The organism is Ligilactobacillus sp. ESL1201 (assembly GCF_058503265.1).
This window is the reverse complement of sequence record NZ_CP196362.1, coordinates 1,427,293-1,442,508: the sequence shown is the minus strand read 5'-3', so window position 1 is coordinate 1,442,508 and position 15,216 is coordinate 1,427,293. Positions and strand designations below refer to the sequence as shown.

Sequence of the window (15,216 nt, the reverse complement as noted above, 5' to 3'; positions counted from 1 at the left end):
AAAAATGGCCGTTATCGGTGGTTAATTTTGCTTTCCTAACGTCGTTCGCAGTTCGGAAATTGCTTGCCACGGACCCGTTAAGATCAGGTGGTCGTTTTGATGCAAGATCGTTTCTTCGTGCGGGGCGACGAACTGGCCGTGACGAATGATCCGGCTAACCGTGATATTTTCGGGTAACTCGGCGATCTGTAAGCCGTCGTAGTTAGGGTTAGCAAGTTTAAATTCGAATAGGTGCGAATGAGTTGAAGTGATCAACGGTAAAATTCGCGGCGATTCAATGGCTGCGCGCAAGACGCCCACGCCGACATCGAAGGTACTGAAAAATTCGATATCGGCCTTAGTTAATTCCTGAGCCATTGCGCTGGCTTCGGTAGGGTCGGGATTATCCAAACGAACTAATACCCGGTTGACCCCGTATTTTTTCGCGGCTAAAGCTAGTTCGTAATTGACCTGGGAGTGCAGGTGCGAGATCACCAAAATATCGGTATCAAATACCCCGTTAGCGATCAAACTTTTCGCGTCTAAGTCGGTTATAAGCTGGACCGGTGTATTAGCGTGAAAGGCGTCGTAACTTTCTTGGTGATTGGTATACAGTAAAACGTCGTACCATTCGGGCGATAACTGTCGGTAAGCGGCCGTGGTGCTGGTAGTTGCTCCGATGATGTGAACGTTAGTTTTCGCCACTTTTTGTTTTTGCGGTTGGTATAGTTTTTTGAACAGTAACGGCCCTAATAGACAGGTCAAAACTGCCCCTAAGGTAAACGCACCACTTTGCTGACTGGTCAGCGCGTGGATCTGTTGGGCGATCGCTACGCCTGAGATCACTAACGTCATGGTAGTTTCGACTAAACAGGTACCTGCCAGCGCATTTTGTTTCGCGAATAACAGTTTGAAGCTAAAGTAAGCCGGAAATTTGGCAATTAAAAAAGCGGCCAGTAAAAGAGGAATCAGCAGCAAGGTAGTTTTGGAACTTAACAGTGCTACTAAGTTTAACTTGACGCCGGTCAAAATAAAAAAGAAGGGGATCAAAAAGCCGTAACCAATGGCGTTGAGTTTCATTTCAGTCATCTTTTGGGGTTCCAGCAATTTGATTACGATCCCGGCTAGAAAGGCGCCTAAGATGTTTTCAGCGCCGACGGAAACGGCTAAGACGACCAAGATGACGATCACCAAAAAAGCGAAGCGCATGTCTAATTGGGTGGTAGGTTTAGTTAATTTAGTAAAGTTCTTGAAAAAATTGCGAAAACGGGCCAGCAAAAATGCGGCAACTAAAAAGACTAACGACAGTAGCCATAAGGTGCCACCGTGGCCGCTTTTAAGCGCGGAAAAAATGGTCAGGCCTAATAACGGGATGATCTCGCCGAATACGCCAAACAATAGTAACGTTTGGCCGTAAGTATTTCCCAGTAAGTTGTTTTCCTTTAAAATACTGATCATGACTCCTAAAGAAACGGTAGCAAATAAAATCGACGACAAAAAAATATCGCTAAATAATCCGGCTACTGCGAATAAAATTCCCAAAGCAACTGAGACTATCAGGGTCGAAAGATAAGCAATGACTGCGATCTTGAGCGGCGAGTAGCGTGGCGAATTTTTGGCTTTTTTGATTTCCAAAGTAGTCGTGGGTTCGGTACGTTTGAAGAGGGAAAAATCGATTTCCATCCCACTTAAAAATAATAGCATGATGGTGCCTAAGGTAGCTAAAGTACTTAAAACTGAGTTGACGTGAATAATATTGAAACAGCTCTTGCCTAAGATCACGCCGACGATGATCTCCGCGACAGTCGAGGGGATCAAGCTAAAATTAAAACGTGCCAGAATGGTCGGCGTGATAAAAGCGGCTAGAGAAACGATTACTAAAGAAAGATCCATTGAAATACTCCTTTGTAAAAACAATTATTTTCTATATTTTAACAAACTAAGGGGAAAGCAAGCAAAAAAATTTGGAGGAAAGTACTTGGTCTCACTTCTATTGGTATTATTTGTGAACGATAGTTCGATCATATTCCAACAAGCAGCAGTTTGCGTTACTTCGGATTTCTGTAATTATCCGTGCGATTGTGCTAAAATTATTTGTTAAATTTGAATGGAGGTTTTGGGTGTGAGTTTGACGATCAAACAACAAGAGCAGCAGCGCATGGACATGGTTGTAGCTAAGATCAAGCAGGCTGAAGCGAAAAATCAGCAACAAATTCAAAGCGCACAACGCGATCGGCGGGCCATTCAGGCCGATTTTAAAAATAATGTGCGGGTAAAAACTGAAACTTATTCCGGAATGATGGAAACTGCACTGAGCGTCAGACAACAACAAAGTATGTTGCAGGAACGGGAGAATAACTGGCAACAAGCGACTAACCAACTGGCCGTCTTAAAACGGTTAGCTAAAAAGCCGTACTTCGCTCGTCTCGATTTTGTGGAAAAAGATGAGACCGAAACCATTTATATCGGGTTGAGTTCTTTTTCCGACCGGCCGGATCACTTTTTAGTTTACGATTGGCGCGCCCCCATCTCCAGTATTTATTACGACGGGGGCTTGGGGCAGGTCAGTTACGAGACTCCCGATGGCACCCAAACGGTCGACTTAAAATTAAAACGCCAGTTCATGGTGGCAGACGGCCAGATCCTGACGTTATTTGATACCGACGAAACGGTGGGCGACCAGATGTTGCTAGAGGTGTTAGACGAGTCGTCCGATACTAAAATGAAAAGTATCGTCGCCACCATTCAAAAAAAGCAAAACGAGATCATCCGCGATACGACTTCCGAATTATTGTTCGTACAAGGTGCGGCGGGTTCGGGGAAAACCGCGGCCGTGTTGCAACGCGTCGCTTATCTACTGTACCGTTATCGCGGTCACTTACAATCGAGTCAGGTGATCTTGTTTTCGCCCAACCAATTATTTAACGATTATATCGACCAGGTGTTGCCGGAATTGGGTGAGCACAATATGGTCCAGATGACTTTTTACCAGTACGCGCAAAGACGGGTGCCTAAATTACGCGTAGAAACGCTCCAGGAACGTTTTGAAAATCAGCTAGACCCGCTGTCAAAAAAGGCGCGGGTCCTCAAGGATAGCGTGCGCTTTTTTAGAGCGACTAACGCTTACGTTCAGTATTTGGAAAAAAGCGGCGTCCAGTTTAAGGATATTTTATTTCACGGGCAACCGTTTTTTACTAAAGCCGCGATCAAAAAAATCTACTATAGTTTTAATGAAAATTATCATTTACGGGTAAGGTTGGCTGCGACCCGGGAGAAATTACTCAAAAAGCTTAGCCGCAAGGTCAATAGTGAAGCGCGAACGGACCGGGTGCAAAAAGCGGTACAAGATCTCAGTGCCGAACAATTAAACGCGTTGTACGGTGATCACCCGCGCAATTTCGCTAATGGCGACGCCGAACTGACTTTTTTGACACGGACTTACGTCACCCAGGAATTTCAGAGTATTAAAAAAGCAATTACACATAACCGCTTTTTAAATATTAACGGGCAATACCTCCATTTCTTGCGCCATGTTCCCGATCTGTTGGACCTCACCAAAGACGGACTAACGCCGGATGAATGGCAGCAAACTGTGGCCCAAACGCTAGATGAGTTGCGCCACGGACGGATCTCTGTCAGCGACGTGACGATTTATTTGTACCTGTACGACCAGTTGATCGGCAAACGCGGCGACCTGCAGATGCGCCAAGTTTTTATCGATGAGGTTCAAGATTATACCGCCTATCAGCTGGCGTTATTGCAGGCGGAATTTCCGCGTGCACGCTTTACATTGCTGGGGGATCTGAACCAGTCGATCTTCACGCACGGCAATTCATTATTGAAGCAGTTGGGATTATTATTTGACCGGGAAAAAACGAAGGTCGTGCAGTTGACCAAATCCTACCGCTCGACGGCTCAGATCACTTCTTTTAGTAAGGAAATTTTACGTAATGGTGAAGCCGTTGAGGCGTTTAACCGGCAAGGTCAGTTACCGACACTGACGCTGACTGAGACTAAAGAACAGTTGGTGCAAGCGGCAGTTGCTTGTTTACAGCGCAATTTAGCCGCGCAACAAACGACGGCGATCATCACCAAATCGTTGCAAGAAACGCTTGCGGTCACGACAGCTCTAAAACAGCAAGAACAAGACGTGACGGCCATCAAAACGGAAAACCAACGCTTGGTGGCGGGCACGATCGTCGTACCGGCATACCTGGCGAAGGGATTGGAATTTGACGCGGTGATCGTGTGGAACGCTAACGCGCAAAATTACGGGCAAGAAGACGAACGCCAGTTGTTGTATACGATTTGTTCGCGGGCGATGCACGTGTTGGACCTACTAGCATGTGGCGAGATGTCTCCCTTGTTGGAGCGGGTGCCAGAAAAAGATTATAAAAAACTGTGAGGCAAACCGGTTAAAACCAAGTTGTGTAAGCGGCTATTAGCCGGAGCACAATTACGATTGTAGCCGGTAAAATTAAATAACTGATAAAAATAATGATTGCTGCCAAAGTGACCGAACTTAGAGATAAAGTTCGGGTTGGGGTTTAACTTGGCGGCAATCGTTATTTTTATGTTAATTTTTCGCGCAGTAACGGCACTAGTTGAGCTACCAGTAAGTCATAGGCCAGCGACGTGTAGTGGAGCTGGTCTGGCTGTAAGATGTCTTGGGTTCGTTGTTGACTGGCGATTGCGAACCAATTTAAACAACTAACATTTTGCTGGCGGGCTAATTCGTCAGTCGCTTGGGCGTAACGTTTTAACTGGTCGTTGGGCCACCGCTGTTGGTTGCTGGGGCCGCTGATTCCGGGAGTGATCAAGATACATTTTGGGGGACTGATTTGGCTGAGCATTTGGGCTAGATTTTGTTGATATTGCTGCCAGGTCATCTGCGGCAAGGTGACGTCGTTAGTTCCAAAAAAGATGGTGACGACGTTAGGTGACTGACTGAGAACGTCGCGGTCAATACGTGCGAGTGCCCCGATGGTGTCGTCGCCCGGCACTCCTTTATTGCTAATGGCATAATTTGTTCCTAAGTGGTTAAATAATTTTGCGGTAAAAATGGGGGTGATCATCCCGTTGGTAAAACCAGCCGTGATGCTATCACCAAATAAAATGATTTTTTGCATATGTTGCGCCTCCCTTAGTAATTGGTCTTATTTTACCGCAACTTGCAATGAGACCAAGTTGCGGTTGCTTTGTATGATATGATATTAGTGATTAACGTGAGGAGTGATGTTGTGTACGGGATCATTGGAACTTGGTCGATGGCTACACTGGGAGTAAAGCGAGTAGCCGATTCACTACGAGCAGGTGCTAGTAGTGGCGACAGCGTTGAAGAAGCGATCAGCGTGATCGAAGACTACCCGGATTTTAAATCCGTTGGCTACGGTGGTTTGCCCAATGCGGCCGGTCAATTGGAAATGGACTCCGCATTTATGAACGGCGATAACTTTCAAATTGGTGCGGTCGCGGGGCTACAAGATATTGCTAACCCAATTAAAGTCAGTCGTAAATTAAGTCAAGAACGGGTCAATAATTTTTTAGTAGCTGACGGGGCTCAGCAGTATGCACGCGAGCACGGTTTTGCCACCAAGAAAATGTTGACTGCGCAGGCAGTAAAACAATGGGAACAAAAGAAAAAAGAGGCCGCTGAAACGGGGCGCTTGACGCCGTATGATGGTCACGATACCGTGTGCATGATCGCGTTAGATCAAGCTCACAGTATGGCAGTGGGAACTTCGACTTCGGGTTTGTTTATGAAACATCCCGGTCGTGTTGGTGATTCTCCTCAAGCGGGTAATGGTTTTTACGTCGATAGTCAGCTTGGCGGGATAGCGGCGACTGGTTTGGGCGAAGACATGATGAAACGACCGTTGTGTTTTGAAACGTTGACCTTATTGCAGGCCGGTTATCCGCTACAAGAAGCGTTAAGCAAAGCGGTTTATAATTTTGTCGACCTGTTGCAGCAACGTAACGGTCAAGTCGGCGAGTTTTCTTATATTGCCATGGATAAAAACGGTAACTATGCTTGTGCGACTAACGTAAAGTTTCAGTTTGCCGTGGCGACGGACAAGCAAGAACCAACACTTTATTTGGCGCAGCCGGGCCCGAAGCATCAGGTCCACGTGAAAAAAGCGACCGCGCAGTGGATCACAAATTATTATGCTCAGCTCAAGGACAATAACTGATAAATAACCAAGACATGATGATGACTTTAAGGAATCGATACAATGAAAGAACAACTTAATTACTACCAAATCAACCGCGCTGAGTGGCGCAATTTTGCGACCGACGCACAAGTTTCACTTTCGGCGGCAGAACTGGCACGTATCAAGTCAGTCAACGACGTGATTTCGCCGACGGACGTGGCAGAAGTTTACCTGCCGTTGCTCCACTTGTTGGAGTTGCGGTTGCAAACACAGCAGTTTCAACAGCAGCAACTGGCTCATTTTCTAGGACGACCAGCCAAAAAGGTCCCCTTTATCTTGGGGATCGCCGGGTCGGTGGCGGTGGGAAAGAGTACGGTTGCCCGGCTGTTGTGTGACTTGCTACAAGAAATTTTGCCGGATAAAAAAGTTCAGCAGTTGACGACTGACGGCTTTTTGTACCCGACTGCGGAATTAAAGCGCAGGAATTTATTGGAACGCAAGGGTTTTCCTGAAAGCTATGATATGGAGCGTTTGCTTGGCTTTATTACCGCCGTTAAAAACGGGCAGCAGGCTAAAGCGCCGGTTTATTCGCACCAGGCTTATGACATTTTGCCCGGAAAATTCGACGTGCTCAATGCACCCGACATTTTAATTTTAGAAGGGATCAACGTTTTACAGTTGCCCAGTGAACAACCGATCTTTGTCAGCGACTTTTTTGATTTTTCGATTTACGTCGATGCCCCAGAAAAATTGATCAAACAGTGGTACTTAGAACGCTTCGATACTTTGTTGGACCGGGCTTACGACCAGCCGGATAATTATTATTATGATTATGCGCACGGCGACCGCGAGCGGGCCCGCAAAGAAGCGCTGCAAGTTTGGCAAGACGTCAATCATCCCAATTTGCGTGATTACATCTTGCCGACTAAAAAACGGGCTGATTTGGTCATGCACAAGGGGCCGAATCATTTGATCCAGGAAATTTGCTTACGTAAATATTAAAAGCCGAACATTTTATTGGAACTAAACTATAATTATCTTGTATTTGCTGATGAAAATTTGTAAAATGACGGTGAACATTAATTTTAATAGATGAGGTGAACTTAGTGGCTGAAATTGCACAACAAAATTTTGACGAAATTATCGTGTTAGACTTTGGTAGTCAATATAACCAGTTGATCACGCGCCGGATCAGGGACATGGGCGTTTATTCCGAACTGTTGCCTCACACGATCAGTGTCATGCAGATCAAACAGCGGGCGCCACGCGGCATCATTTTGTCCGGCGGTCCTAACAGTGTTTACGCACAGGATGCATTGAAGTTGGCACCCGAGATTTGGCAGTTGGGGATCCCGATTCTGGGGATCTGCTACGGCATGCAGCTGATGATGGCCGAATTGGGCGGACAGGTTCAAGCAGCGGGCAAACCCGAATACGGGCGGGCACAGATCACGGTCAATGACCAGCAAGATCCGTTATTTAAAGACCTGCCAGTTGAGCAATTCGTGTGGATGAGTCACGGCGACCGGGTTACGGCTTTACCCGCAGGCTTTAGTGCCAGCGCAACTAGCCAAAGTACTCCTTACGCGGTGGTGGCTGATCCGCAGCGGCAAATGTATGGTGTGCAATTTCACCCTGAGGTGCGCAATACTGAATACGGATTGCAATTGTTGCGCAACTTCGCCTTTGAGGTCTGCCACGCGCAGGCTAACTGGAGTATGCAAGATTTCATCGATTTACAAATTAAGCAGATCCGCGCCAAGGTCGGCGACAAAAAAGTACTGCTGGGTTTGTCGGGAGGCGTCGATTCGTCGGTCACGGGGGTATTATTGCACCGTGCGATCGGTACGCAGCTGACCAGCATTTTTGTCGATCACGGTTTGTTGCGCAAGGGCGAAGCTGATGAGGTGATGGCTAGTTTAGAAGGCAAGTTTGGGTTAAATATCATCAAAGTCGATGCCAAGCAACGTTTTATGGACAAACTACGGGGCGTCAGTGATCCGGAAAAGAAACGCAAGATCATCGGTAACGAATTCATTCAGGTGTTTAACGACGAAGCCCAAAAATTGGCGGGGATCGATTTTCTGGCACAGGGCACGTTGTACACCGACGTGATCGAAAGTGGTACTAATACTGCCCAGACGATCAAATCACACCATAACGTCGGCGGGTTACCTAAAGACATGCACTTCACGTTGATCGAACCGCTGCGGACCTTGTTTAAAGACGAGGTGCGTGAGCTAGGCGAACGACTAGAAATGCCGCATGACTTGGTGTGGCGTCAACCGTTTCCGGGCCCGGGCTTAGCGATCCGGGTGTTAGGCGAAGTAACGGCAGATAAATTGCAAATGGTGCGTGATAGTGACTTGATCTTACGCGAAGAAATCAAAAAAGCGGGGTTGCAGGAGTCGATTTGGCAGTACTTTACCGTGTTGCCGGGAATGCGCAGCGTCGGTGTGATGGGCGACGGGCGCACGTACGACTACACGATCGGCATTCGAGCCGTGACTTCGATCGACGGGATGACCGCCGATTTTGCTCAGATCCCGTGGGACGTGCTCAGTAAAATTTCGACACGGATCACCAATGAAGTCGCGCAAGTCAACCGCGTCGTCTACGATATCACCAGCAAGCCGCCGGGAACAATTGAGTGGGAATAAAAAGTTTTAATGTTTGGGCCAATACTTGAGTGCTAAAGCATATAGGCAGGTAAAGTTATCCTGACTAAACTAATTGAATAATTGGGAGAAAAGGCCGTCAAAATTGTTTCTTGATTTTGACAGTCTTTTTTTATTTAGCTAAATTAATTTCTTGACACTAAATGTAAAACATGTTTTACTAAATATGTAAAATATGTTTTACATAAAAGAAGGGCTGAGATGAAGAATCAAATAGAGCAATTGCGTAAAAGACAGCGCTATTCACAGGCGCAACTCGCTGAATCAGTGGGGGTAACGCGTCAAACGATCAATGCGATCGAAAATAACAAGTACGACCCATCGTTACGTTTAGCATTTAACTTAGCACAACTTTTGGGAGTAACGGTCGATGAACTATTTATCTGGGAGGAAGACGATGATTAACACGAAGAAAAATATGATTATGATGGCCTTGTTAGCGAGTTTGGATTTGGTGATTTTGTGCTTATTGCCGTATTTAAAGGGCATTAAATTGTTGATTGCCGATGTAGTAATTTTTGTAATTTTAGTTTTAATGTTAATTAAGAGAAATAAATCAGGAGTTAAGCGGCGGATTAAAATTTTAGATTGGCGTAATGATGGCTATCCGTTAGACATGGAGCACAACGATGAACGTGAATGGCAGTTGATGCTGCACGCAATCTACGTTAGTGCGCGGGCTACTTTAATTTTTCTCCTATTACTAGCAGTTTTATTTTTATTTGTTTGTATGATGCCGGCAACATTCTCATTATCATTTTCTGTATGGATGATTGGACTATTCGTTACGGTAGCGACTATTTTAGTTAGCGAGTGGGCGTATGTTTTAGCGTATTGTTATTTGGATAGGTAGAGCATTAATTTATTTGAGAGCAAATGAAATTAGCACTATTAACCAGTTAATTTTAGAGCGAATGGGTCAAAAGCAAAATTATTATTTGACTTGAAGTCAACTTCAAGTAATAGGATAGGTTCGGGATGGATTTCCGGCCTATTTTTTGATTTGAAAATTAAGGGGTGAGAGGATGGCTAACTTGACAATCACTGCCGTTAGTGAAAAATACCACATTACGACGGCTACACTACGTTATTACGAACGCATCGGTTTGTTACCGCCGATTCCACGTAAAGCCAACGGTAATCGTTATTACCCGCCGTTGCTGCAAGATTTGATTGAGATGATCATTTGTCTGAGAAATTCGGGGGTGGCAGTTGAGCCGTTGACTAAATACGTTAGCTTAATGCAGCAGGGACCAGCAACGTTGCAGCAACGACAGGAAATTTTAGAAAAGCAACGGGAGATCTTACGGCAAAAACAAATGTCCCTGCAAAAATCTTTGCGGCGATTGGATTATAAAATTAATTTATACGAAACGGGACAAGTCAAAGACTACCAAAGATTAAGCAAGGAGGAAAGTAATGATGAAGTATCAGCAATTGGGCAACACTGAAATTAAAATTTCTCCGCTCTGTGTGGGAGCGATGAGTTTTGGTAAGGCCGGCACGATGCATGACTGGACGCTAGATGTAGTAGATACCGAAAAAGTGGTCAAGCATGCATTAGATTTAGGTATTAATTTTTTTGATACCGCTAACAGCTATTCTAAAGGGACGAGTGAGGAGTATTTGGGACGGGCACTCAAGCAAAACGTTGCGCGGGACCAAGTGATGATCGCGTCCAAAGTGTATTTTAATCCAGGACGTTTGTCCAAAAAAGCAATTTTGCGTGAGATTGACGGCACGCTAAAACGCTTGGGAACCGACTACTTGGACTTATACATGATCCACCGTTTTGATTATGAAACACCGATTGAAGAAACGATGGAAGCGTTAAATGAATTAGTGCAGGCCGGGAAAGTGCGGGCACTCGGGGCATCTGCGATGTATGGCTATCAGTTTCACAATCTGCAACTGGTAGCACAGCAACATGGCTGGGCACAGTTTCAGGCGATGGAAAATCACTATAACCTGTTATACCGCGAAGACGAACATGAATTAATTCCGGTATGTCGGCAATACAATGTTTCACTGATGCCATATAGTCCACTTGCCGCGGGGCATTTAGCTAGACCAACTTGGGAAGGCGCAACTAAGCGGGCAAAAACAGATCGCGTGGCTCGTGGCAAGTATGATCGCATGGAGCAAGAAGACCTTAAAATTATTCGCCGCGTCAATGATTTAGCCCAAAAATACAACGTCACAATGGCACAGATTGCACTGGCTTGGCAGTGGGTTAAAGGAGTAAGTGCACCAATCATCGGAGCAACTAAGACCAGTCACTTTGATAGTGCGGTTTCAGCGTTAGACGTGAACTTAACGCCAACGGATATCGATTATTTAGAGGAAAAGTATGTTGCTCACCCCATAGTCGGGGCCATTGACCACAATCCACCAGCAGGAGTCGTGTTACTGAACGAAAAGAAATAAAAATTGGTAATACAGCCGTTACGCGGGAAAAATTACTTCTCGGGTAACGGCTTTTTTGGCGTTAAATCTATGGTAAAATTTAACTAAATAGTACTTAAAAATTTTGAGAAAAGAGTTTAAGCCGATGAAATTCATCCATTTTGCCGACGCCCATTTAGACAGTCCCTTTCATGGGCTTTCTTTTTTGCCGGATACAACTGTCGTGCGGCAGGCTCCCAATCAATCACTGGCTAAGATCGTGGACCTCGCGCTAGACCAGCAAGTCGATTTAGTGTTGATCGCGGGTGATACCTTCGATAGTGCGCACCCGAGTCCCAGCAGTCAGGTCTTTTTTAGTCAGCAAGTTGAGCGTTTGACCGCAGCCAAGATCCAAGTCGTCATGATCTTTGGCAATCACGATCACATGGCTGCGCCAGATCTGCTGGTTAAAAAAAGTCCCTATTTCAAATTATTGGGGGCAAACGAACAAGTCGAAACGGTCACATACACTACGAAGAAGGGATTTAAGTACCAGGTGAGCGGTTTTTCCTACTTAAACCAACACATTGAAAATGATTTGGTGCCCCAGTTTCCGCAGCGCACCGGGCAGTATCACTTCGGCCTGCTACATGGTCAAGAAAAGAGCAGCCAGACTAGTCAAAACGTCTACGCTCCCTTTACGTTAGCTGCGCTTAAAAATTTGCATTATGATTACTTTGCCTTGGGACATATCCACGCACGCCAAGTTTTAGCCGAGGAGCCGTGGATCGTTTATCCGGGCAACATTCAGGGACGCCACGTTAACGAGCAGGGCGCCAAGGGCTGTTATTTAGGAGAAATCGACGAGCAAACGCGCCAAACGACACTGGAATTTCACCAGACCGGTCCGCTCACGTGGTGTAAGTTACAAGTCGAATTACGGGCCCCAGTAGCTAAAAGCGAATTGCAAGCTAAAATTGTGAGCGCACTCGGTAAAGTGCAGGATTCCTATTGCAGTTTGGAGCTGATAGGAGCGCAGTATTTGGGAGCAGACGAACACGAGTTAGTGCAAGACGCCGATTTTTGGGAAGCGTTGGCACGGCAAGCGAAGAGCTCTTCACTGATAGTGGACGTGCAGCTAGTCAATAACGAACCGCTGGAAGTCGCTGCTAGTGACTTAGAGTACTTTACCCAGGCACAGGAGGAAATTTTTGCGCCAGAGGAATTCGTTGCGTTAAGTCACGACTGGGCGCACAAAGATGAATTGGCCGCCCAACTGGCCGCTGACCCGCAGTTTATTAGGGAAGTGCGAGAACTGGCGACCGTTAAATTAAACAGCAAGTTGAAAGGAAAAAGCGATGAAACTACTAAAGATTGAAATTGAAAATTTTGGGCAGCTTTCCCACCGCACTTTTGACCTGGCAAGCGACGAGCTAAACGTTTTTTTAGGGGCAAACGAGGCGGGCAAAAGTACCGTGGTCGCTTTTATCAAGCAGGTTTTGTTTGGGTTTTATCTCAAAAATCACAAGTCAACTTTCTTTGAAGATTACCAGCCGCTGGAAAAAAAGAGTCCGATGGGCGGCACACTAACGTTTGTCAATGACAGCGGGCAAACTTATCAGTTGACGCGTTTGTGGCAAAAAGGTGATCAGTCTAAAGTCGGCACGGTGACGGTCAAACAAGACGGACAAGAAGTTCCCGTCAGCGTTTTTTTAGAGCAGATCAAAAATATCGATGGGGACTTTTACAGCGATAGTTTTATCTTTAACCAGGATACGGTAAGCCAGATCACCGGACTGACCCAAGACGATCTAGTGGAACGAATTTATCACCTGGGGGCAGCCAACAGTAATCAGTTGCTGGAATTGAGTAAGCAGTTTAGCAAACAGGCGGGAGAATTATTCAAAAAGGGCGGTAAAAAACCGGAAGTCAACCGGATATTAAACGAGCTGCAAGCTAAACGGCAGCAATTGCCCGAATACGAAACGCAGTTTACTGCTTATCAAAAATACGCCGAACAGTTAACGGCGAAAAAAGCTGCTTTAAAGGAAAATGGCCAGCAATTGGAAAAATTGCAACGCCAACAACATCAATTAGAGCAGCTGACCCAACAGCTCCCTAATTATCAGCGATTACAAGAATTACAAAAACAAGTGACACCAAGCGAATTTGACAGCCAAAATTACCAAAAGGCGCAAAACTTATTTGCTCAGCAACAGAATTTACAAAAAAGTATTGCACAACTGAACCAGCAATTGGCGGTAGGAACCAAGGAAGTTCCTGACGATAATGCTGTTCATTTGGTACAACAAAAGCCCGCGGTTTTACAGTGGCAAGCACAGTACCAAACTTGCCAACAAGAACAAAAGCAGCTGGCGGACCAACAAGAACAACTGTTGGCATTAGATCCCGATTTGACCACGATCACCACTTTAGCCCAAGAACAGATCACCCAAATGCAAGCAGACTACCGCCAACTTCACGAAACACCGTCGCAAGTCGGGGCTGTAAGTGCGCCTAAGAATACTTGGGTAGTAGTCGCCGGAATGTTAGTGGTCATCGGGGTAGTATTATTATTTACCTCCAGTTGGTTAGGAATCGCTGCGTTGGTCGCTGGCGGCGCGTTATTTTGTTGGAATTGGGTGCAACAACGAAAGCAGCAGCGACAAATGGCGGCAAGTCAACGTCAGCAACGCGAACAACAGGTAGCCGTGGCTGATTTTAACCAAAAATACGGTCTAGATCCCGAACGGATAGATATGGCTAATTTAGTCGCTGAGTGGCGCGAATACCAAACTAAAGAGCAGCAACGACGCCAGCAGCAAGAACAACAAGAACAGTTGCACCAACAAGTGCTGCGACTAGGGCGAGAAGTGGCTTCTTTGCTGGCGACCGAACCGGCGATTGATTTCGGCGGTCTATTAGCTGCCCTGGAATTACTGGAAACTCGGGTAAACGACCGGCAGCAACAAAAATTACGCCAGATGAACTTGATTGCTGATTTGCGGCAACGCCAACAAGAGTTGCACGAACTTGATTTACAGTTGACCGCACTTTTAGGAAAAGCACGAGTGGAGAAAATGGCAGACTATGATGAGCTCCACCAAAAATTCTTACGGCAAACGGAGATTACGACGCAAATCAAGGCGCTTAAAACTAATTTGCCCGCGGACCTAACGACATTGGCAGAGTTAAAAACGGACGCAGTGCAACGGCAACAGGCAGACTTGACTGCTCAAGTGAAGGACTTAAACGGGAGTGCTGAGCAACTGAGGAGTCAAAGTGCTGAGTTGCGTGTTAAAATGGCGGACCTGGCGAATTCAAGCGTGATCTTTGAGCAAAAACAGGAGTTGGCGAATTTAGCGACGCAATTTACCAATAGCAGTCGGGAGTATTTGGCGGATCTTTTTGCTGCCAAGTGGCTTGAGCGCACCTTAGACCTGGCTTCTAACGAACGTTTTCCTAAAATGCTCAGAGCGGCTAAGGAATACTTCCAGTTGCTGACAGCGAGACGTTACGTTGACATTCAGTTTGGCAAAAAGTTAACCGTTACTGCGGCTGACGGCCAGAAAAAAGAGGTCGCGTACCTGTCACGCGGGACGGCCGAACAGCTGTACTTCGCGGTTAAATTGGCGTTTGTGCGTCAATTGCAAGATCAGATCAACTTGCCACTGCTGATCGATGATTCGTTTGTCAATTTTGACGAAGAACGGGTTTCTTTGATCCAAGAATTACTGGAAAAAATCGCACAGGATAATCAGGTGCTGATTTTTACCGCCCAAAAACAGTTAGCACAACACTTGGCGGGGAAAAAATTAACTTTTAGTGCTGCTGAATAGTGAAAAACTGCTAGCCGCTTTTTTACGCAATTCTTCTTTTTTTCGTAAGTAATAGACTGATCGTGCTCCAAAAAGCAGCAGTTTGCGCCTAGCTACGTTTCAAAATAAGCCCCAAGTGCGGGCTTTACTTTGAAACTAGGCTAGTGCTCAACTGTTAAGCGTTTTTTTACGTACCCCTTCTTT

At 45.9% G+C, this 15,216-nt stretch carries 12 protein-coding genes; 10 read left to right on the top strand and 2 right to left on the bottom strand.

The window, feature by feature from the left end:
• Positions 1-21: 21 nt before the first annotated feature.
• Positions 22-1,872 carry a cation:proton antiporter domain-containing protein gene (locus ACSYSK_RS07165; protein ID WP_491714460.1) on the bottom strand — a complete coding sequence of 617 codons (1,851 nt, stop codon included), beginning with the start codon at positions 1,870-1,872 and terminating at the stop codon, positions 22-24.
• 229 nt (positions 1,873-2,101) lie between these two features.
• Between ACSYSK_RS07165 and helD the strand changes: the two genes are divergently transcribed.
• Positions 2,102-4,384 carry an RNA polymerase recycling motor HelD gene (gene helD, locus ACSYSK_RS07160; RefSeq protein ID WP_491714459.1) on the top strand — a complete coding sequence of 761 codons (2,283 nt, stop codon included), beginning with the start codon at positions 2,102-2,104 and terminating at the stop codon, positions 4,382-4,384.
• A gap of 166 nt (positions 4,385-4,550) precedes the next feature.
• Here the strand turns inward: helD and ACSYSK_RS07155 are convergent, their stop codons facing one another.
• On the bottom strand, positions 4,551-5,108 hold the full coding sequence (locus ACSYSK_RS07155; RefSeq protein ID WP_491714458.1) for a GDSL-type esterase/lipase family protein: 558 nt from the start codon (positions 5,106-5,108) through the stop codon (positions 4,551-4,553).
• Between the two features lie 111 nt (positions 5,109-5,219).
• On the opposite strand from ACSYSK_RS07155, the gene ACSYSK_RS07150 reads away from it, so the two are divergent.
• The 9 genes from ACSYSK_RS07150 (at position 5,220) to ACSYSK_RS07110 (ending at position 15,033) form a co-directional block, all read left to right on the top strand.
• Positions 5,220-6,170 carry a glycosylasparaginase gene (locus ACSYSK_RS07150; RefSeq protein WP_491714457.1) on the top strand — a complete coding sequence of 317 codons (951 nt, stop codon included), beginning with the start codon at positions 5,220-5,222 and terminating at the stop codon, positions 6,168-6,170.
• 42 nt (positions 6,171-6,212) lie between these two features.
• Positions 6,213-7,133, top strand: coding sequence for a type I pantothenate kinase (gene coaA / locus ACSYSK_RS07145; RefSeq protein WP_491714456.1), 921 nt, complete (start codon positions 6,213-6,215; stop codon positions 7,131-7,133).
• Positions 7,134-7,237: 104 nt separating this feature from the next.
• On the top strand, positions 7,238-8,791 hold the full coding sequence (gene guaA, locus ACSYSK_RS07140; RefSeq protein ID WP_491714455.1) for a glutamine-hydrolyzing GMP synthase: 1,554 nt from the start codon (positions 7,238-7,240) through the stop codon (positions 8,789-8,791).
• Positions 8,792-9,010: 219 nt separating this feature from the next.
• Positions 9,011-9,214, top strand: a complete 204-nt coding sequence (locus tag ACSYSK_RS07135) for a helix-turn-helix transcriptional regulator (RefSeq protein ID WP_491714454.1) — start codon at positions 9,011-9,013, stop codon at positions 9,212-9,214.
• Positions 9,207-9,662, top strand: coding sequence for a hypothetical protein (locus ACSYSK_RS07130; protein ID WP_491714453.1), 456 nt, complete (start codon positions 9,207-9,209; stop codon positions 9,660-9,662). Before ACSYSK_RS07135 ends, ACSYSK_RS07130 begins: the two co-directional genes overlap by 8 nt.
• Before the next feature lie 172 nt (positions 9,663-9,834).
• Positions 9,835-10,260 (top strand): MerR family transcriptional regulator, encoded by a 426-nt coding sequence (locus ACSYSK_RS07125; RefSeq protein ID WP_491714452.1) that lies wholly within the window; start codon positions 9,835-9,837, stop codon positions 10,258-10,260.
• Positions 10,232-11,236 carry an aldo/keto reductase gene (locus ACSYSK_RS07120; RefSeq protein ID WP_491715879.1) on the top strand — a complete coding sequence of 335 codons (1,005 nt, stop codon included), beginning with the start codon at positions 10,232-10,234 and terminating at the stop codon, positions 11,234-11,236. The genes ACSYSK_RS07125 and ACSYSK_RS07120 overlap by 29 nt, the downstream gene beginning before the upstream one ends.
• Before the next feature lie 124 nt (positions 11,237-11,360).
• Positions 11,361-12,572 (top strand): metallophosphoesterase family protein, encoded by a 1,212-nt coding sequence (locus tag ACSYSK_RS07115; protein ID WP_491714451.1) that lies wholly within the window; start codon positions 11,361-11,363, stop codon positions 12,570-12,572.
• Complete coding sequence (locus tag ACSYSK_RS07110; RefSeq protein WP_491714450.1) at positions 12,553-15,033, top strand: AAA family ATPase; 2,481 nt, start codon at positions 12,553-12,555, stop codon at positions 15,031-15,033. Before ACSYSK_RS07115 ends, ACSYSK_RS07110 begins: the two co-directional genes overlap by 20 nt.
• The last annotated feature ends 183 nt before the right edge of the window (positions 15,034-15,216 follow it).

Excerpts from the sequence above, each read along its gene's own strand:
- ACSYSK_RS07165 (WP_491714460.1), bottom strand. The coding sequence starts at position 1,872 with ATGGATCTTTCTTTAGTAATCGTTTCTCTAGCCGCTTTTATCACGCCG.
- ACSYSK_RS07155 (WP_491714458.1), bottom strand. The coding sequence starts at position 5,108 with ATGCAAAAAATCATTTTATTTGGTGATAGCATCACGGCTGGTTTTACC.
- coaA (WP_491714456.1), top strand. The coding sequence starts at position 6,213 with ATGAAAGAACAACTTAATTACTACCAAATCAACCGCGCTGAGTGGCGC.
- ACSYSK_RS07135 (WP_491714454.1), top strand. The coding sequence starts at position 9,011 with ATGAAGAATCAAATAGAGCAATTGCGTAAAAGACAGCGCTATTCACAG.
- ACSYSK_RS07130 (WP_491714453.1), top strand. The coding sequence starts at position 9,207 with ATGATTAACACGAAGAAAAATATGATTATGATGGCCTTGTTAGCGAGT.
- ACSYSK_RS07125 (WP_491714452.1), top strand. The coding sequence starts at position 9,835 with ATGGCTAACTTGACAATCACTGCCGTTAGTGAAAAATACCACATTACG.
- ACSYSK_RS07120 (WP_491715879.1), top strand. The coding sequence starts at position 10,232 with ATGAAGTATCAGCAATTGGGCAACACTGAAATTAAAATTTCTCCGCTC.
- ACSYSK_RS07115 (WP_491714451.1), top strand. The coding sequence starts at position 11,361 with ATGAAATTCATCCATTTTGCCGACGCCCATTTAGACAGTCCCTTTCAT.
- ACSYSK_RS07110 (WP_491714450.1), top strand. The coding sequence starts at position 12,553 with ATGAAACTACTAAAGATTGAAATTGAAAATTTTGGGCAGCTTTCCCAC.